Origin of the sequence: Bacteroides sp. AF32-8BH, assembly GCF_003435205.1 — a bacterium.
GTDB classification, from domain to species: domain Bacteria; phylum Bacteroidota; class Bacteroidia; order Bacteroidales; family Bacteroidaceae; genus Bacteroides; species Bacteroides ovatus.
This window is the reverse complement of the sequence record NZ_QVLZ01000026.1, coordinates 47,856-66,275: the sequence shown is the minus strand read 5'-3', so window position 1 is coordinate 66,275 and position 18,420 is coordinate 47,856. Positions and strand designations below refer to the sequence as shown.

Sequence of the window (18,420 nt, the reverse complement as noted above, 5' to 3'; positions counted from 1 at the left end):
AATATTTGTTTCTAATAAAGTTTTTTATTTAATGCAGTTCTATGTTGTACGACACCCGGGTGTCGTGATGTATGAGACCCGGGTCTTGAGCAGTCTGACACCCGGGTGTTGGTATGCTTGACACCCGGGTGTCAGGCAAGTTCTTTTTAAAGGGAAGCAGTCGCCTCTTGTAACCAAACTTTTTCTTCTTCGTTAAGATCCGGTGATAGTTTCTCGTAGACAGTCTGATGGTAATTGTTTAACCATTCAATTTCTTCATTTGTCAGCATCTCCTTGATGATCCCTTTTTTGCAGATGGGGCATAAAGTGATAGTCTCAAACTTAAGATATTCTCCAAACATTCCCTCTCCATCTTTGCAAACTAACGTCAGGTTCTCCGTACGTATCCCGTGACTGCCTGTCTTATAAACACCAGGTTCGTTGGATGTAACCATACCGGGCTGGAGAATTACAGGGTTTTCATTCATACGAATGCTTTGTGGTCCTTCGTGTACACTCAAGAAATGCCCGACGCCGTGCCCTGTGCCATGGAGAAAGTTCATTCTGTGATTCCAGATAGGGATACGCGCCAGTACATCGAGTTGCGCACCACGGGTTCCGGCTGGGAATTTAGCCATAGCCAATGCTATGTGTCCCTTTAATATTAAGGTATAATCCGTCTTTTCCTCTTCCGTCAGTTCGCCTAATGCGATGGTACGAGTGATGTCAGTGGTTCCGTCCAAGTATTGTGCCCCTGAATCTAAGAGTAGGAATCCTTTAGGCTGAAGAGTTACATCGCTTTCCGGCGTTGCTGAATAATGCACGATTGCTCCGTGCTCTTTATATCCTGCAATGGTGTCGAAACTTTCTCCCATGTAGAGGGGCTGTGCTGCTCTGAATTCATGCAGCTTTTTATCTATACTTAATTCAGTTTCTTCTCCGGTGGATACAGATTCTTCCAGCCACTTGAGGAATCTGACAAGTGCCACTCCATCCCGTTGCATGGCAGCATGGATGCCGGCTATTTCCTGTTTATTGCGAATGGCTTTCAATAATGTGACGGGAGACTCGCCACGAATAATGGAACATTTCGGATTGATGGCCGAGTAAATCGCATAATTCGTTTTCCGTGGATCAATAAGAATATTTTCTCCGGGGAAAGAATTCAGGAATGTCTCTACCTCATCATATTTCTGTATTCCTATTTGTTGTTTCTTCAGATAAGTCTCGACCTCCGGCGTCACTTTTTCCGGAGAAATGAAGTAAGTCACCTCATCCTGTGTAATTAACAGGTAGCTCACTATGACTGGATTGCAATGTACATCGTTTCCTCGTAGATTGAGAGTCCATGCTATTTCGTCCAGTGCAGATATGAATAAGGCATAGACACCTTTCTTCTTCAACTCCGCACGGATGGCGGATATTTTTTCTTCGCAGCTTTTTCCTGCATATTTGATATCATAAATTAAGGCTGGAGAGTCAGGTATGGAGGGACGGTCTTTCCAGATGTTCTTTAATGGATCTCCAAATATATCTACCTGTAACTGATGTGCCGCTAGTTCTTCTTTCATTTGTTCTACCTGTTGCACGGAGAACATTTTCCCGTCAATGCTTACAGATTCTCCGGGTTTTAAGTGCTGGCAGAGAAACTCTGTTATGCTTGGAGTTTCCGGCAGCATCTCTTTGTAGAGTGTGATGCCACTCCCTTCCAGTTCTTTCGCTGCCTGAAGGAAGTAACGTGAGTCGGTCCATAATCCCGCTTTGTCCATCAGGATGACCGCTGTTCCTGCAGAACCCGTAAAACCGGAAATCCATTCACGTGACATCCAGTGGGGAGCCACATACTCACTAAGATGGGGGTCGGTGCTGGGGATAATGAATGCTTTGATGTAATTGGGATGGAATGTCATGCGCAAAGCATGTACTCGTTCTTTTATGTTCTGTTTCATACCTTATTATATTATTATAGACATGTAAGTGTTTCAAAGGTACTAACTTTCCGCATTTAATGACTTGTTTATGAATAGTTTTTGAGAAATATTTGCCGAAAGTTTTGTGAATAAAGAAAGTATGTGTAATTTTGCGGCGCAATTTGACTGCGGAATTTTTTTAATCATAACATATTAATAATAACAAAATGATTGTAGTACCTGTAAAAGAAGGCGAAAACATTGAAAAAGCGCTGAAGAAGTTCAAAAGAAAATTTGAGAAAACTGGCATCGTAAAAGAATTGAGAAGCAGACAGCAGTTTGATAAACCGTCTGTAACTAAAAGACTTAAGAAAGAACGCGCAGTTTACGTACAACAACTTCAGCAAGTAGAAGATTAATAATTCGTAATTTCCTTTGAATTATTGAATTCTTTTCATACATTCGTTGCACGATTTTAGATGTAGCGATATTATGTTGATAGAATCTTTTCTTGATTATCTCCAGTATGAGCGGAACTATTCTGAAAAAACCGTTCTTGCGTACGGTGAAGATATAAAGCAACTGCAGGAGTTTGCTCAGGAAGAGTATGGAAAGTTTAATCCGTTAGAGGTCGAGGCGGAACTGATTCGTGAATGGATTGTTTCATTGATGGATAAAGGGTATACCTCAACTTCTGTAAATCGTAAGCTAAGTTCGCTCCGAACGTTTTACAAGTATCTCATAAGACAGGGGAAGACGACTATAGATCCTTTGCGTAAAATAAAAGGACCTAAAAACAAAAAGCCGTTGCCTGTGTTCTTAAAAGAGAACGAAATGAATCGGTTATTGGATGATACGGATTTTGGCGAAGGATTTAAAGGTTGTCGGGACCGGTTGGTGATTGAAGTGTTTTATGCTACTGGCATGAGACTTTCGGAATTAATAGGTTTGGATGATAAGGATGTGGATTTTTCGGCTTCTCTTCTGAAAGTGACCGGGAAAAGAAATAAGCAACGACTGATACCGTTCGGTGATGAACTGCGGGAGTTGATGCTTGAATATATTAATGTAAGAAACGAAACGATTCCGGAAAGGTCGGAGGCTTTCTTTATTAGAGAGAATGGCGAACGACTTTATAAGAATCTGGTCTATAATTTAGTGAAACGGAACCTGTCAAAGGTGGCAACGCTGAAGAAAAGGAGTCCTCACGTGTTGAGGCATACTTTTGCTACCACAATGCTGAATAATGAAGCAGAGCTGGGCGCGGTAAAAGAACTTTTGGGTCACGAGAGCATTACGACTACCGAGATCTATACGCATGCCACATTTGAAGAACTTAAAAAAGTGTATAAACAAGCTCATCCAAGAGCTTAAAAAAAGGAGGTAAGTATGGATGTTAGAATTCAATCAATTCACTTTGATGCGTCAGAGCAATTGCAGGCATTTATTCAGAAGAAAGTGTCCAAGTTGGAAAAATATTACGAAGATATAAAGAAAGTAGAGGTGTCATTAAAGGTAGTAAAACCAGAAGTTGCTGAAAATAAAGAAGCAGGCATTAAAATATTAATCCCCAATGGGGAGTTTTATGCAAGCAAAGTGTGTGATACATTTGAAGAGGCAATTGATTTAGATGTGGAAGCACTCGTAAAACAGCTGGTTAAATACAAGGAAAAGCAACGTAGCAAATAAAAAAATCCCAAATATTTTGCGGGAAAGAAATAAATAACTAAATTTGCAGCCGTTTCGCTCGCGTTAGAACGTGACGGTTGCATTTTTTAGTAAGTTTGCCTCTTTAGCTCAGTTGGCCAGAGCACGTGATTTGTAATCTCGGGGTCGTTGGTTCGAATCCGACAAGAGGCTCAAAAAGAAACCGAAGAACAAAGATAGAACATCTGTCTTTATCATATTGTTTGAAAATAGTTCTTTTATTTCTTGATTTTGAAAAGGGCAAATACCAGAGTGGCCAAATGGGGCAGACTGTAAATCTGCTGGCTTACGCCTTCGGTGGTTCGAATCCATCTTTGCCCACAATCAGAGTGACAACTTTGGCAAGAATGCGGAAGTAGCTCAGTTGATAGAGCATTAGCCTTCCAAGCTGAGGGTCGCGGGTTTGAGCCCCGTCTTCCGCTCTCTTTTCTTGCTGTTATAGCTCAGTGGTAGAGCACTTCCTTGGTAAGGAAGAGGTCCCGGGTTCAAGTCCCGGTAACAGCTCATAAAGGATGTAAATGCTGATTATTAATCAAATAAATAACAAGTAAAGCTATGGCTAAAGAGAAATTTGAACGTACCAAACCGCATGTAAACATTGGTACAATCGGTCACGTAGACCACGGTAAGACAACGTTGACAGCTGCTATCACTACAGTGTTGGCAAAAAAAGGTCTTTCAGAATTGCGTTCTTTCGATTCTATCGACAACGCTCCTGAAGAAAAAGAAAGAGGTATTACTATCAATACTTCTCACGTTGAATATCAAACAGCTAACCGTCACTATGCACACGTAGACTGCCCGGGTCACGCCGACTACGTAAAGAACATGGTTACAGGTGCTGCTCAGATGGACGGTGCTATCATCGTTTGTGCTGCAACTGATGGTCCGATGCCTCAAACTCGCGAACACATTCTGTTGGCTCGTCAGGTAAACGTACCTCGTCTGGTTGTATTCTTGAACAAATGCGATATGGTAGACGACGAAGAAATGTTGGAACTCGTTGAAATGGAAATGAGAGAACTTCTTTCATTCTATGATTTCGATGGTGACAATACTCCTATCATCCGTGGTTCTGCTCTTGGCGCATTGAACGGTGTTGAAAAATGGGAAGATAAAGTTATGGAACTGATGGATGCAGTTGATAACTGGATTCCACTGCCTCCGCGCGATGTTGATAAACCATTCTTGATGCCGGTTGAAGACGTGTTCTCTATCACAGGTCGTGGTACTGTAGCAACAGGTCGTATCGAAACTGGTGTTATCCACGTTGGTGATGAAATCGAAATCCTTGGTTTAGGTGAAGATAAGAAATCAGTTGTAACTGGTGTTGAAATGTTCCGTAAACTGTTGGATCAAGGTGAAGCTGGTGACAACGTAGGTCTTTTGCTTCGTGGTATTGACAAGAACGAAATCAAACGTGGTATGGTTCTTTGTAAACCAGGTCAGATTAAACCGCACTCTAAATTCAAAGCTGAGGTTTATATCTTGAAGAAAGAAGAAGGTGGTCGTCACACTCCGTTCCACAACAAATACCGTCCTCAGTTCTACTTGCGTACTATGGACTGTACAGGTGAAATCACTTTGCCGGAAGGAACAGAAATGGTAATGCCGGGTGATAACGTAACTATTACAGTTGAGTTGATCTACCCAGTAGCATTGAACCCGGGTCTTCGTTTCGCTATCCGCGAAGGTGGACGTACGGTAGGTGCTGGTCAGATTACTGAAATTATCGACTAATACACAATAATTAATCAGTTCCCGGTTTTCCATCGGGAACTGATTATGTACACACGGGAGTAGCTCAGTTGGTAGAGCACCGGTCTCCAAAACCGGGTGTCGGGAGTTCGAGCCTCTCCTCCCGTGCTAATATTATTGAAATGAAAAAGGTAATAGCTTATATTAAAGAATCTTACGACGAACTTGTACATAAAGTATCGTGGCCTACGTATTCTGAACTTGCTAACAGTGCAGTAGTTGTTTTATATGCTTCCCTGCTTATTGCATTGGTAGTATGGGGTATGGATGTCTGTTTCCAGAACTTCATGGAAAAAATCGTTTATCCACATTAAAAAATTAGGAATTGAAAATGGCTGAGATTGAAAAGAAATGGTACGTTCTACGTGCTATTAGCGGTAAAGAAGCTAAGGTAAAGGAATATCTTGAAGCTGATCTTAAGAACAGTGACCTTGGTGAATATGTATCTCAGGTATTGATTCCTACTGAAAAAGTTTACCAGGTTCGCAATGGTAAAAAAATTGTGAAGGAAAGAAGTTATCTTCCTGGCTACGTTTTAGTGGAGGCTGCTTTGGTTGGTGAGGTTGCTCATCACCTGCGCAATACTCCGAATGTGATAGGCTTTTTAGGCGGCTCCGAAAAACCGGTGCCTCTCAGACAATCAGAAGTGAATCGTATACTTGGTACAGTGGATGAACTGCAGGAAACGGGTGAAGAACTCAATATTCCGTACGTAGTGGGAGAAACTGTAAAAGTTACTTTTGGACCTTTCAGTGGATTCAGTGGCATCATTGAAGAAGTGAATAGTGAAAAAAAGAAACTAAAGGTCATGGTGAAGATATTCGGGCGCAAAACACCGCTTGAATTGGGCTTTATGCAAGTGGAAAAGGAATAACACGGAATTGTTACGCTGTTGTTGTTCTTCGTTTAATGTTTATATATAAATCAATAAAAAAATGGCTAAAGAAGTTGCTGGACTAATCAAGTTACAGATTAAAGGAGGCGCTGCAAATCCATCACCTCCCGTTGGACCTGCTTTGGGTTCTAAGGGTATCAATATCATGGAATTTTGCAAGCAATTCAATGCCAGAACCCAAGACAAAGCAGGTAAGATTTTACCTGTTATCATTACTTACTACGCAGATAAGTCTTTCGATTTTGTAATCAAGACTCCTCCCGTTGCTATTCAATTACTTGAAGTAGCTAAGGTAAAGAGTGGTTCTGCTGAGCCTAACCGTAAGAAAGTTGCCGAGCTTACTTGGGAACAGATTCGTACGATCGCTCAGGACAAAATGGTTGACTTAAACTGTTTTACTGTGGAAGCTGCCATGAGAATGGTTGCAGGTACAGCTAGAAGTATGGGTATCGCTGTAAAAGGGGAGTTCCCGGTTAATAATTAATAAACTTCAATTGTAATGGGTAAACTGACAAAAAATCAAAAGTTAGCTGCAGAAAAAATTGAAGCAGGGAAAGCATACTCACTGAAAGAAGCTGCATCTTTGGTAAAAGAAATCACTTTTTCCAAATTCGATGCTTCACTGGATATTGATGTACGTTTAGGGGTTGACCCGCGTAAAGCTAACCAGATGGTGAGAGGTGTTGTTTCACTTCCTCATGGTACTGGTAAAGAAGTGCGTGTGTTGGTACTTTGTACACCGGATGCTGAAGCTGCTGCAAAAGAAGCTGGTGCTGACTATGTTGGTCTTGACGAATATATTGAAAAGATCAAAGGTGGATGGACTGATATTGATGTAATCATCACTATGCCATCTATCATGGGTAAAATTGGTGCACTCGGTCGTGTACTCGGTCCTCGTGGATTGATGCCGAACCCTAAGAGTGGTACTGTAACTATGGATGTTGCTAAGGCTGTAAAAGAAGTAAAACAAGGTAAGATTGACTTTAAAGTTGATAAGAGCGGTATCGTTCACACTTCTATCGGTAAGGTATCATTCAGTCCTGATCAGATTCGCGACAACGCGAAAGAGTTCATCTCTACTCTGAACAAGCTGAAACCGACCGCAGCAAAGGGTACATATATTAAGAGTATTTATCTTTCTAGTACAATGAGTGCGGGTATTAAAATCGACCCGAAATCAGTGGATGAAATCTAATAAAACAGAGAAATAATGAGAAAGGAAGATAAAAGTACGATTATAGAGCAAATTGCTGCTACAGTAAAGGAATATGGTCACTTCTACTTGGTAGACGTTACAGCGATGAACGCTGCTGCTACCAGCGCATTGAGAAGAGATTGCTTTAAATCAGACATCAAATTGATGGTGGTTAAAAACACTCTGCTTCACAAAGCACTTGAAAGCCTGGAAGAAGACTTCTCACCTCTTTACGGTTCTTTGAAAGGTACTACTGCTGTTATGTTTACTAACACTGCAAACGTACCTGCTAAGTTAATCAAAGACAAAGCGAAAGACGGTATTCCCGGACTGAAAGCTGCGTATGCAGAAGAAAGCTTCTATGTTGGTGCAGACCAATTGGATGCTCTCGTTGCAATCAAGAGTAAGAATGAAGTTATCGCCGATATCGTTGCACTGTTGCAATCTCCGGCCAAGAATGTTATTTCTGCTCTTCAATCAGGTGGTAACACCCTTCACGGAGTTCTCAAGACTCTTGGTGAACGTACCGAAGCGTAAAAATGGAAAAAGGCGTCACAGCCTTGGGAATAACATCCCGAATAATTTTCAAAAATCAACAAGTATTTAAACATTAAAATCATACAAAAAATGGCAGATTTGAAAGCTTTTGCAGAACAATTAGTTAACTTGACAGTAAAAGAAGTTAATGAACTTGCAACTATCCTTAAAGAAGAATACGGTATTGAACCTGCTGCTGCAGCTGTAGCTGTTGCTGCTGGTCCTGCAGCTGGTGCTGCTGCCGCAGAAGAAAAAACTTCTTTCGACGTAGTATTGAAGAGCGCTGGTGCAGCTAAACTTCAGGTAGTTAAGGCCGTTAAGGAAGCTTGTGGTCTTGGTTTGAAAGAAGCTAAAGACTTGGTAGACGGTGCTCCTAGCACAGTAAAAGAAGGTTTGGCTAAAGACGAAGCAGAATCATTGAAGAAAACATTGGAAGAAGCTGGAGCTGAAGTTGAACTTAAATAACATTGGCCTGGTAATCAGGTAATTCGGTTAGGAATCCTTCACAAGAGGATTCTTAACCTTTTTGTGTATATATTTCAAATTAAGTTCTCCAAATTCATTGACAGATGTCTTCAAATACTGTAAATCAAAGAGTTAATTTTGCTTCGACTAAGAATCCGCTCGAATACCCGGATTTCCTGGAAGTACAATTGAAGTCATTCCAAGACTTTCTACAATTAGATACCCCACCTGAAAAGCGCAAGAATGAGGGATTGTATAAAGTATTTGCTGAAAACTTCCCTATTGCCGATACAAGAAACAATTTTGTTCTTGAGTTTCTGGACTATTATATTGATCCGCCGCGTTATACCATCGATGATTGTATAGAGCGTGGGCTTACTTATAGTGTTCCCTTAAAAGCGAAACTTAAGCTTTACTGTACGGACCCCGATCATGAGGATTTTGATACAGTGATTCAGGACGTATTCCTCGGCCCGATTCCTTATATGACTGATAAGGCTACTTTCGTCATTAACGGTGCCGAACGCGTAGTTGTGTCACAGCTTCACCGTTCTCCGGGTGTGTTCTTCGGTCAGAGTGTACATGCCAATGGTACGAAACTTTATTCGGCTCGTATTATTCCGTTTAAGGGTTCGTGGATTGAGTTTGCTACTGACATCAATAATGTGATGTACGCATACATCGACCGTAAGAAGAAATTGCCGGTAACGACTTTGTTGCGTGCAATTGGCTTCGAGAATGACAAAGATATTCTTGAGATTTTCAACCTTGCAGAAGATGTAAAGGTGAACAAGACAAATCTGAAGAAAGTGCTAGGTCGTAAATTGGCTGCACGTGTCTTGAAAACATGGATTGAAGATTTCGTTGATGAAGATACCGGTGAAGTGGTTTCTATCGAGCGTAACGAAGTTATTATCGATCGTGAAACCGTACTGGAAGAGGTGCATATTGATGAAATTTTGGAGTCGGGAGTTCAAAACATCCTTTTACATAAAGATGAACCGAACCAGTCCGATTTCTCTATCATATATAATACGTTGCAGAAGGACCCGAGTAACTCGGAAAAAGAAGCTGTGTTGTATATCTACCGTCAGTTGCGTAACGCCGATCCGGCTGATGACGCAAGTGCAAGGGAGGTTATCAACAACTTGTTCTTCTCTGAAAAACGATATGACCTTGGTGATGTAGGTCGTTACAGAATCAACAAAAAGTTGAATCTGACGACTGATATGGACGTGCGTGTCCTCACGAAGGAAGATATCATTGAAATCATCAAATATCTGATTGAGCTGATTAACTCAAAAGCAGATGTGGATGATATTGACCACTTGAGTAACCGTCGTGTACGTACAGTAGGTGAGCAGCTTTCTAATCAGTTTGCTGTTGGTCTGGCTCGTATGTCTCGTACGATTCGCGAACGTATGAACGTTCGTGACAATGAAGTGTTTACTCCGATTGATTTGATTAACGCGAAGACAATCTCTTCTGTAATCAACTCATTCTTCGGAACGAACGCATTGTCGCAGTTCATGGACCAGACAAACCCCTTGGCTGAAATCACGCACAAGCGTCGTATGTCTGCCCTTGGTCCTGGTGGTCTTTCCCGTGAACGTGCCGGATTTGAGGTTCGTGACGTTCACTACACACACTATGGTCGTCTTTGTCCGATTGAGACTCCTGAAGGTCCGAACATCGGTTTGATCTCTTCATTGTGTGTATTTGCTAAGATTAATGATCTGGGATTCATTGAAACTCCGTACCGTAAGGTGGAAAACGGAAAAGTGGATCTTTCTGATAACGGTCTGATTTATCTGACTGCTGAAGAAGAGGAAGAAAAGGTTATTGCACAGGGAAATGCTCCGTTGAATGATGACGGTACATTTGTGCGTAACAAAGTTAAATCTCGTCAGGATGCCGACTTCCCGGTTGTTGAACCGACAGAGGTTGATTTGATGGACGTTTCTCCTCAGCAGATTGCATCAATCGCGGCTTCATTGATTCCGTTCCTGGAACATGATGATGCTAACCGTGCATTGATGGGATCAAACATGATGCGCCAGGCGGTTCCTTTGTTGAGGAGTGAAGCGCCGATCGTAGGTACAGGTATCGAACGTCAGTTGGTAAGAGACTCTCGTACGCAGATTACTGCGGAAGGAGATGGTGTTGTTGACTACGTTGATGCTACTACTATCCGTATTTTGTATGACCGTACAGAAGACGAAGAGTTCGTAAGTTTTGAACCTGCTTTGAAAGAATATAGAATACCTAAGTTCCGTAAGACTAACCAGAACATGACGATTGACTTGCGTCCGATTTGCGACAGAGGCCAGCGTGTGAAGAAAGGTGACATCTTGACTGAAGGTTATTCTACTGAAAAGGGTGAATTGGCATTGGGTAAGAACCTGTTGGTTGCTTACATGCCTTGGAAAGGTTACAACTATGAGGATGCTATCGTATTGAACGAACGTGTGGTACGCGAAGACTTGTTGACTTCGGTTCACGTAGAGGAATATTCTCTGGAAGTTCGTGAAACAAAACGTGGTATGGAAGAGTTGACTTCTGATATCCCGAATGTAAGTGAAGAAGCTACTAAAGACCTGGATGAAAATGGTATCGTAAGAATCGGTGCTCGTATCGAGCCGGGTGATATCATGATTGGTAAGATTACACCGAAGGGTGAATCTGATCCTTCTCCGGAAGAAAAATTGCTTCGTGCCATCTTTGGTGATAAGGCAGGTGATGTGAAAGATGCTTCATTGAAAGCTTCTCCTTCTTTGAAAGGTGTTGTGATCGATAAGAAACTTTTCTCACGTGTGATTAAGAATCGTAGCTCAAAACTGGCCGATAAAGCATTGTTGCCTAAGATCGATGATGAATTTGAATCTAAGGTAGCTGATCTGAAACGTATCCTGGTTAAGAAACTGATGACTTTGACTGAAGGTAAGGTTTCTCAAGGTGTGAAGGATTATCTGGGTGCGGAAGTAATTGCGAAAGGTTCTAAGTTCAGTGCTTCTGATTTTGATTCACTTGACTTTACTTCTATTCAGTTAAGCAACTGGACTAGTGATGACCATATTAATGGTATGATTCGTGATCTGGTGATGAATTTCATTAAGAAATACAAAGAGCTGGATGCTGAATTGAAACGTAAGAAGTTTGCTATTACAATTGGTGATGAACTTCCAGCTGGTATTATCCAGATGGCAAAAGTATATATTGCTAAGAAGCGTAAGATTGGTGTGGGTGATAAGATGGCAGGTCGCCACGGTAACAAGGGTATTGTATCCCGCGTTGTTCGTCAGGAAGATATGCCGTTCTTGTCGGATGGTACTCCGGTTGACATCGTATTGAATCCGTTGGGTGTGCCTTCTCGTATGAACATTGGTCAGATTTTTGAAGCTGTATTAGGACGTGCCGGAAAAACATTGGGTGTGAAATTTGCAACTCCTATTTTCGACGGTGCTACAATGGAAGATCTGGATCAGTGGACAGACAAGGCAGGATTGCCTCGCTACTGTAAAACTTATCTTTGTGATGGTGGTACAGGTGAGCAATTTGACCAGGCAGCTACTGTGGGTGTGACTTACATGTTGAAGTTGGGCCACATGGTTGAAGACAAGATGCATGCTCGTTCTATCGGTCCGTACTCATTGATTACTCAGCAACCTCTTGGTGGTAAAGCACAGTTCGGTGGTCAGCGTTTTGGAGAAATGGAGGTTTGGGCACTCGAAGGTTTTGGTGCTGCTCATATCCTGCAGGAAATCCTTACTATCAAGTCTGATGACGTGGTAGGACGTTCGAAAGCTTATGAAGCAATTGTGAAAGGTGAACCGATGCCGCAACCTGGTATTCCGGAATCCTTGAACGTATTGTTGCACGAGTTGAGAGGATTAGGTTTGAGTATCAACCTAGAATAAAATAATAAAGAATACGTGGTGTCAACAAGCCGATGACGGTCTGTTGACATCCGTGTCTTTTCAATTTCCAATGATTCAATTATCAAATCTCAATTATATAGAGTATGGCTTTTAGAAAAGAAAATAAGACGAAAAGTAATTTCTCGAAGATCTCAATTGGTCTGGCTTCTCCGGAAGAAATCCTTGAGAATTCGAGTGGTGAAGTTTTGAAGCCTGAAACCATTAATTACCGTACGTACAAACCCGAACGTGATGGTTTGTTCTGCGAGCGCATTTTTGGTCCTATCAAGGATTATGAATGTCATTGCGGTAAATACAAACGTATCCGTTATAAAGGTATCGTCTGCGACCGTTGTGGTGTGGAAGTTACTGAAAAGAAAGTACGCCGTGAACGTATGGGACATATCCAGTTGGTTGTGCCGGTGGCTCATATCTGGTATTTCCGTTCGCTCCCTAATAAAATCGGTTATTTGCTCGGACTGCCGACGAAGAAACTGGATTCGATTATATACTACGAACGTTATGTTGTTATTCAGCCGGGTGTAAAAGCTGAAGACGGTGTAGCTGAATATGATTTGCTTTCGGAAGAAGAATATCTGGATATCCTGGATACGCTTCCAAAAGATAATCAATATCTTGAAGATAATGATCCGAACAAGTTTGTTGCAAAGATGGGTGCTGAAGCTATCTATGATTTGCTGGCTCGTCTGGATCTGGATGCTTTGTCTTACGAATTGCGTCACCGTGCAGGTAACGATGCTTCACAGCAACGTAAGAATGAGGCTTTGAAACGTCTTCAGGTAGTAGAATCGTTCCGTGCATCACGTGGACGCAACAAACCGGAATGGATGATTGTACGTATCGTACCGGTTATCCCACCCGAACTTCGTCCGTTGGTTCCGTTGGATGGTGGTCGTTTTGCTACATCTGACTTGAACGACCTTTATCGTCGTGTGATTATCCGTAATAACCGTCTGAAACGACTGATTGAAATCAAGGCTCCGGAAGTGATTTTACGTAATGAAAAACGTATGCTTCAGGAATCTGTCGATTCTTTGTTTGATAACTCACGTAAGTCAAGTGCTGTGAAGACAGATGCCAACCGCCCGTTGAAGTCATTGTCTGACAGCTTGAAGGGTAAACAAGGACGTTTCCGTCAGAACTTGCTGGGTAAACGTGTTGACTACTCTGCTCGTTCGGTAATCGTCGTAGGTCCGGAATTGAGAATGGGTGAATGCGGTATTCCTAAATTGATGGCTGCCGAATTGTACAAGCCGTTTATTATTCGTAAGCTCATCGAACGTGGTATCGTTAAGACTGTTAAGTCTGCCAAGAAGATCGTTGACCGCAAGGAACCGGTGATCTGGGATATTCTGGAACATGTAATGAAAGGACATCCGGTACTGTTGAACCGTGCTCCGACATTGCACCGTCTGGGTATTCAGGCTTTCCAGCCTAAGATGATCGAAGGTAAAGCTATTCAGTTGCACCCGTTGGCATGTACGGCATTCAATGCCGACTTTGACGGTGACCAGATGGCTGTTCACTTGCCTTTGAGTAATGAAGCAATTCTGGAAGCACAAATGTTGATGCTTCAATCACATAATATCTTGAATCCGGCAAACGGTGCGCCTATTACTGTGCCTGCACAGGATATGGTTCTTGGTTTGTACTATATTACTAAGTTGCGTGCTGGTGCGAAAGGTGAAGGTCTGACATTCTACGGACCGGAAGAGGCGTTGATCGCTTACAATGAAGGTAAGGTAGATATTCATGCTCCGGTGAAAGTTATCGTGAAAGACGTTGATGAAAATGGTAACATTGTAGACGTAATGCGCGAAACTTCGGTAGGACGTGTGATTGTTAATGAAATCGTTCCGCCTGAAGCTGGTTATATCAATACAATTATCTCTAAGAAATCTCTTCGTGATATTATTAGTGATGTAATTAAGGTATGTGGTGTGGCTAAGGCTGCCGACTTCCTGGACGGAATCAAGAACTTAGGTTATCAGATGGCGTTCAAGGGTGGTTTATCATTCAACTTGGGTGATATTATCATTCCGAAGGAAAAAGAAACGTTGGTACAGAAAGGTTACGACGAAGTAGAACAAGTCGTAAACAACTATAACATGGGTTTCATTACCAACAACGAACGTTACAACCAGGTGATCGATATCTGGACACATGTAAACTCTGAGTTGTCTAATATCCTGATGAAGACAATTTCTTCGGATGATCAGGGATTCAACTCTGTATATATGATGCTTGACTCTGGTGCTCGTGGTTCTAAAGAACAGATTCGTCAGTTGTCAGGTATGCGTGGTTTGATGGCAAAACCGCAGAAAGCAGGTGCTGAAGGTGGTCAGATCATCGAGAACCCGATTTTGTCAAACTTTAAAGAAGGACTTTCGGTGTTGGAGTACTTTATCTCTACCCACGGTGCTCGTAAAGGTTTGGCGGATACCGCTTTGAAGACTGCCGATGCTGGTTATTTGACTCGTCGTCTGGTGGACGTATCACACGATGTGATTATTACAGAAGAAGACTGCGGTACACTCCGCGGATTGGTTTGTACGGACCTTAAGAATAACGATGAGGTTATTGCTACTCTGTACGAACGTATCTTAGGTCGTGTTTCCGTACATGATATTATTCATCCTACCACAGGTGAATTGCTTGTTGCCGGTGGTGAAGAAATCACAGAAGAAGTAGCCAAGAAGATTCAGGAGTCTCCGATCGAGAGTGTTGAAATCCGTTCGGTATTGACTTGTGAAGCTAAGAAGGGTGTTTGTGCTAAATGTTACGGACGTAACTTGGCAACGAGCCGCATGGTTCAGAAGGGTGAAGCTGTCGGTGTAATCGCTGCTCAGTCTATTGGTGAGCCGGGTACACAGTTGACATTGCGTACATTCCACGCCGGTGGTACTGCTGCAAATATTGCAGCTAACGCCAGTATCGTTGCTAAAAATAATGCACGTCTTGAATTTGAAGAGTTGCGTACAGTAGATATCGTTGACGAGATGGGTGAATCTGCAAAAGTGGTAGTAGGTCGTTTGGCCGAAGTACGTTTTGTGGATGTAAATACCGGTATTGTTCTTTCTACTCATAACGTACCTTATGGTTCAACACTGTATGTAAGTGACGGCGACTTGGTAGAAAAAGGCAAACTGATCGCTAGGTGGGACCCGTTCAATGCTGTTATTATTACAGAAGCAACCGGTAAGATCGAATTTGAGGGCGTAATTGAAAACGTTACTTATAAGGTTGAATCGGATGAAGCAACAGGTCTTCGTGAAATTATTATTATTGAATCCAAGGATAAAACCAAAGTTCCTACAGCTCATATTTTGACAGAGGACGGTGATTTGATCCGTACTTATAACTTACCGGTAGGTGGTCACGTAATCATCGAGAATGGTCAGAAGGTAAAAGCTGGTGAAGTAATCGTGAAGATTCCGCGTGCCGTAGGTAAAGCGGGTGATATCACGGGTGGTCTTCCTCGTGTTACTGAATTGTTTGAAGCTCGTAACCCGTCAAATCCGGCTGTCGTTTCTGAAATCGACGGTGAGGTAACAATGGGTAAGATCAAGCGTGGTAACCGTGAGATCATTGTAACTTCCAAGACTGGTGAGGTTAAAAAATATTTGGTTGCACTGTCTAAGCAGATTCTGGTACAGGAAAATGACTATGTACGTGCAGGTACTCCGTTGTCTGACGGTGCTACTACTCCAGCAGACATCTTGGCAATTAAAGGTCCTACAGCTGTACAAGAATATATCGTGAATGAAGTTCAGGATGTATACCGCTTGCAGGGTGTGAAGATCAATGATAAGCACTTCGAGATTATCGTTCGTCAGATGATGCGCAAGGTTCAGATTGATGAACCGGGAGATACTCGTTTCCTCGAACAGCAAGTCGTAGACAAACTGGAATTCATGGAAGAAAATGATCGTATCTGGGGTAAGAAAGTCGTAGTGGATGCTGGTGATTCTCAAAATATGCAAGCTGGTCAGATTGTAACTGCCCGCAAGTTGCGTGATGAGAACAGTATGTTGAAACGTCGTGACTTGAAACCGGTTGAGGTTCGTGATGCTGTTGCTGCTACCTCTACTCAGATCCTTCAGGGTATTACACGTGCTGCTTTGCAGACTTCAAGCTTTATGTCGGCTGCTTCCTTCCAGGAAACAACGAAAGTCTTGAATGAGGCTGCTATCAACGGTAAGATCGATAAGTTGGAAGGTATGAAGGAAAATGTGATCTGTGGTCACTTGATTCCTGCCGGTACCGGACAGCGCGAGTTCGAAAAGCTCATCGTTGGATCAAAAGAAGAGTATGACCGTATCTTGGCCAACAAGAAAACAGTACTTGACTACAATGAAGTAGAATAAATACAATTCAATTGACTATATGAGAAGGAGCGATTGCCAGATTGGGTAATTGCTCCTTTTTTTATTTCTTTTTTACTCGCGTGTATTACCATTAGTTTCAGGAAAAATGTGTTATTTTGCAGGATAACTTTTTAATCATATTAAATATGGAAGAACAAAATAACAACGGACAATTACAGATTGAATTGAGAGAAGAGGTTGCACAGGGAACTTATGCAAATCTTGCTATTATTACTCATTCGAGTTCTGAATTCATCCTTGACTTCGTGCGCGTAATGCCGGGCATACCGAAGGCTGGTGTGCAATCTCGTATTATTGTGGCTCCAGAGCACGCAAAACGCCTGCTGCGGGCATTAGAAGATAATATAGCAAAGTATGAGCGCGTATTCGGTCCGATTCGTACTTCGGATGAACCCCCTATTTCTCCTTTGACGGGTGTAAAAGGCGAAGCGTGAGGATGATATAAAAACATTAAAAAAGAAAAAAAAGTTGTAGCGCATTGAATATTCAAATATTATTCGTATTTTTGCAGCCCAAAATGTATAGTTACGAAATTAATATAACAATAATATAAATCAAAAAACAATTAAAATGCCTACAATTCAGCAATTAGTAAGAAAAGGACGCGAAGTGCTGGTGGAGAAAAGTAAATCTCCAGCCTTGGATTCATGTCCTCAAAGACGTGGCGTTTGCGTGAGAGTATACACTACTACTCCGAAGAAGCCGAACTCTGCAATGCGTAAAGTAGCTCGTGTACGTTTGACTAACCAAAAAGAGGTGAACTCATACATTCCGGGAGAAGGACACAACTTGCAGGAACACTCAATCGTTTTGGTACGTGGTGGTCGTGTAAAAGACCTTCCGGGTGTGCGTTATCACATTGTACGTGGTACACTTGATACAGCAGGTGTTGCTGGTCGTACTCAAAGACGTTCAAAGTATGGTGCTAAGCGTCCGAAACCAGGACAAGCTGCTGCTCCTGCTAAGGGTAAGAAAAAATAAGGATTAAGACCTAATTAAAATTAAAGTAATAACTTACGTTTTAGTTTGTTGGAAATGCTAAAGGTTGAGTAAATTCTCCGGAGGGAGAGTTGAAGAAGTCAAGAAGTAGACAACCAAGAACAAAAACATTATTTTTCAAACAAATGAGAAAAGCAAAACCAAAAAAACGCCTGATTCTTCCGGATCCCGTGTTTAATGACCAAAAGGTTTCCAAGTTCGTGAACCACTTGATGTATGATGGAAAGAAAAATACATCTTATGAAATCTTTTATGCCGCTCTGGAAACAGTGAAAGCTAAACTTCCTAACGAAGAAAAATCTGCTCTCGAAATCTGGAAAAAGGCTTTGGATAATGTAACTCCGCAAGTGGAAGTAAAGTCTCGCCGTGTAGGTGGTGCTACTTTCCAAGTTCCTACTGAAATCCGTCCGGATCGTAAAGAATCAATTTCAATGAAGAATCTGATTCTGTTTGCTCGTAAAAGAGGTGGTAAATCAATGGCTGACAAGTTGGCTGCTGAAATTATGGATGCCTTCAATGAACAAGGCGGTGCATACAAACGTAAAGAAGACATGCATAGAATGGCAGAAGCTAACCGTGCATTTGCTCATTTTAGATTCTAATACTGTAAGAAACCAAATATAAACTTAAAGTAAAGGAATTAGAA

The 18,420-nt window shown here is 42.0% G+C and carries 16 protein-coding genes and 5 tRNA genes; 20 read left to right on the top strand and 1 reads right to left on the bottom strand.

Going from position 1 to position 18,420, the window contains the following annotated elements; genetic code table 11:
• Positions 1-146: 146 nt before the first annotated feature.
• A complete protein-coding gene (locus DWZ47_RS18415; RefSeq protein WP_117514047.1) occupies positions 147-1,928 on the bottom strand; it encodes an aminopeptidase P family protein in 1,782 nt (593 codons plus the stop codon).
• A gap of 188 nt (positions 1,929-2,116) precedes the next feature.
• Here DWZ47_RS18415 and rpsU point away from each other — a divergent pair, with 188 nt between their 5' ends.
• The 20 genes from rpsU to rpsG all read left to right on the top strand — a co-directional run bounded on the left by rpsU (position 2,117) and on the right by rpsG (position 18,376).
• Positions 2,117-2,308, top strand: a complete 192-nt coding sequence (gene rpsU / locus DWZ47_RS18405) for a 30S ribosomal protein S21 (protein ID WP_002558090.1) — start codon at positions 2,117-2,119, stop codon at positions 2,306-2,308.
• A 73-nt stretch (positions 2,309-2,381) separates the two neighbouring features.
• A complete protein-coding gene (gene xerC / locus DWZ47_RS18400; RefSeq protein WP_004307555.1) occupies positions 2,382-3,263 on the top strand; it encodes a tyrosine recombinase XerC in 882 nt (293 codons plus the stop codon).
• 15 nt (positions 3,264-3,278) lie between these two features.
• Positions 3,279-3,578 carry a ribosome hibernation-promoting factor, HPF/YfiA family gene (gene hpf / locus DWZ47_RS18395; RefSeq protein WP_004296365.1) on the top strand — a complete coding sequence of 100 codons (300 nt, stop codon included), beginning with the start codon at positions 3,279-3,281 and terminating at the stop codon, positions 3,576-3,578.
• 97 nt (positions 3,579-3,675) lie between these two features.
• Positions 3,676-3,749, top strand: a tRNA-Thr gene (locus DWZ47_RS18390).
• A gap of 85 nt (positions 3,750-3,834) precedes the next feature.
• A tRNA-Tyr gene (locus DWZ47_RS18385) sits at positions 3,835-3,917 on the top strand.
• Between the two features lie 28 nt (positions 3,918-3,945).
• Positions 3,946-4,018, top strand: a tRNA-Gly gene (locus DWZ47_RS18380).
• 10 nt (positions 4,019-4,028) lie between these two features.
• Positions 4,029-4,100 (top strand) — tRNA-Thr (locus DWZ47_RS18375).
• Between the two features lie 51 nt (positions 4,101-4,151).
• Positions 4,152-5,336 (top strand): elongation factor Tu, encoded by a 1,185-nt coding sequence (gene tuf / locus DWZ47_RS18370; protein WP_004307553.1) that lies wholly within the window; start codon positions 4,152-4,154, stop codon positions 5,334-5,336.
• Between the two features lie 53 nt (positions 5,337-5,389).
• Positions 5,390-5,462, top strand: a tRNA-Trp gene (locus DWZ47_RS18365).
• A 14-nt stretch (positions 5,463-5,476) separates the two neighbouring features.
• Positions 5,477-5,668 (top strand): preprotein translocase subunit SecE, encoded by a 192-nt coding sequence (gene secE / locus DWZ47_RS18360; protein ID WP_004296363.1) that lies wholly within the window; start codon positions 5,477-5,479, stop codon positions 5,666-5,668.
• Positions 5,669-5,685: 17 nt separating this feature from the next.
• The gene (nusG, locus tag DWZ47_RS18355) at positions 5,686-6,228 is read left to right on the top strand and encodes a transcription termination/antitermination protein NusG (protein ID WP_004296362.1); all 543 of its coding nucleotides are present in this window, start codon (positions 5,686-5,688) and stop codon (positions 6,226-6,228) included.
• Between the two features lie 61 nt (positions 6,229-6,289).
• Complete coding sequence (gene rplK / locus DWZ47_RS18350) at positions 6,290-6,733, top strand: 50S ribosomal protein L11 (RefSeq protein WP_004307548.1); 444 nt, start codon at positions 6,290-6,292, stop codon at positions 6,731-6,733.
• A 15-nt stretch (positions 6,734-6,748) separates the two neighbouring features.
• Positions 6,749-7,447: a 50S ribosomal protein L1 gene (gene rplA, locus DWZ47_RS18345; protein WP_004296360.1), complete on the top strand. Its 699-nt coding sequence runs from the start codon at positions 6,749-6,751 to the stop codon at positions 7,445-7,447.
• Between the two features lie 15 nt (positions 7,448-7,462).
• On the top strand, positions 7,463-7,984 hold the full coding sequence (gene rplJ / locus DWZ47_RS18340; protein WP_004296359.1) for a 50S ribosomal protein L10: 522 nt from the start codon (positions 7,463-7,465) through the stop codon (positions 7,982-7,984).
• Positions 7,985-8,074: 90 nt separating this feature from the next.
• On the top strand, positions 8,075-8,449 hold the full coding sequence (gene rplL, locus DWZ47_RS18335) for a 50S ribosomal protein L7/L12 (protein ID WP_004296358.1): 375 nt from the start codon (positions 8,075-8,077) through the stop codon (positions 8,447-8,449).
• Between the two features lie 104 nt (positions 8,450-8,553).
• Positions 8,554-12,366, top strand: a complete 3,813-nt coding sequence (gene rpoB, locus DWZ47_RS18330; protein WP_004307544.1) for a DNA-directed RNA polymerase subunit beta — start codon at positions 8,554-8,556, stop codon at positions 12,364-12,366.
• A 104-nt stretch (positions 12,367-12,470) separates the two neighbouring features.
• Positions 12,471-16,754, top strand: a complete 4,284-nt coding sequence (gene rpoC, locus DWZ47_RS18325; RefSeq protein ID WP_008997825.1) for a DNA-directed RNA polymerase subunit beta' — start codon at positions 12,471-12,473, stop codon at positions 16,752-16,754.
• 146 nt (positions 16,755-16,900) lie between these two features.
• Positions 16,901-17,209 carry a DUF3467 domain-containing protein gene (locus DWZ47_RS18320; protein WP_004296354.1) on the top strand — a complete coding sequence of 103 codons (309 nt, stop codon included), beginning with the start codon at positions 16,901-16,903 and terminating at the stop codon, positions 17,207-17,209.
• A gap of 136 nt (positions 17,210-17,345) precedes the next feature.
• Positions 17,346-17,756: a 30S ribosomal protein S12 gene (gene rpsL, locus DWZ47_RS18315; protein ID WP_002558078.1), complete on the top strand. Its 411-nt coding sequence runs from the start codon at positions 17,346-17,348 to the stop codon at positions 17,754-17,756.
• Between the two features lie 143 nt (positions 17,757-17,899).
• Positions 17,900-18,376: a 30S ribosomal protein S7 gene (gene rpsG, locus DWZ47_RS18310; RefSeq protein WP_004296352.1), complete on the top strand. Its 477-nt coding sequence runs from the start codon at positions 17,900-17,902 to the stop codon at positions 18,374-18,376.
• The last annotated feature ends 44 nt before the right edge of the window (positions 18,377-18,420 follow it).

Coding starts and splice junctions, on each gene's coding strand:
- rpsU (WP_002558090.1), top strand. CDS start 2,117: ATGATTGTAGTACCTGTAAAAGAAGGCGAAAACATTGAAAAAGCGCTG.
- hpf (WP_004296365.1), top strand. CDS start 3,279: ATGGATGTTAGAATTCAATCAATTCACTTTGATGCGTCAGAGCAATTG.
- rpsL (WP_002558078.1), top strand. CDS start 17,346: ATGCCTACAATTCAGCAATTAGTAAGAAAAGGACGCGAAGTGCTGGTG.
- tuf (WP_004307553.1), top strand. CDS start 4,152: ATGGCTAAAGAGAAATTTGAACGTACCAAACCGCATGTAAACATTGGT.
- rplL (WP_004296358.1), top strand. CDS start 8,075: ATGGCAGATTTGAAAGCTTTTGCAGAACAATTAGTTAACTTGACAGTA.
- xerC (WP_004307555.1), top strand. CDS start 2,382: ATGTTGATAGAATCTTTTCTTGATTATCTCCAGTATGAGCGGAACTAT.
- DWZ47_RS18320 (WP_004296354.1), top strand. CDS start 16,901: ATGGAAGAACAAAATAACAACGGACAATTACAGATTGAATTGAGAGAA.
- rplK (WP_004307548.1), top strand. CDS start 6,290: ATGGCTAAAGAAGTTGCTGGACTAATCAAGTTACAGATTAAAGGAGGC.
- rpoB (WP_004307544.1), top strand. CDS start 8,554: ATGTCTTCAAATACTGTAAATCAAAGAGTTAATTTTGCTTCGACTAAG.
- secE (WP_004296363.1), top strand. CDS start 5,477: ATGAAAAAGGTAATAGCTTATATTAAAGAATCTTACGACGAACTTGTA.
- rpoC (WP_008997825.1), top strand. CDS start 12,471: ATGGCTTTTAGAAAAGAAAATAAGACGAAAAGTAATTTCTCGAAGATC.
- rpsG (WP_004296352.1), top strand. CDS start 17,900: ATGAGAAAAGCAAAACCAAAAAAACGCCTGATTCTTCCGGATCCCGTG.
- rplJ (WP_004296359.1), top strand. CDS start 7,463: ATGAGAAAGGAAGATAAAAGTACGATTATAGAGCAAATTGCTGCTACA.
- nusG (WP_004296362.1), top strand. CDS start 5,686: ATGGCTGAGATTGAAAAGAAATGGTACGTTCTACGTGCTATTAGCGGT.
- DWZ47_RS18415 (WP_117514047.1), bottom strand. CDS start 1,928: ATGAAACAGAACATAAAAGAACGAGTACATGCTTTGCGCATGACATTC.
- rplA (WP_004296360.1), top strand. CDS start 6,749: ATGGGTAAACTGACAAAAAATCAAAAGTTAGCTGCAGAAAAAATTGAA.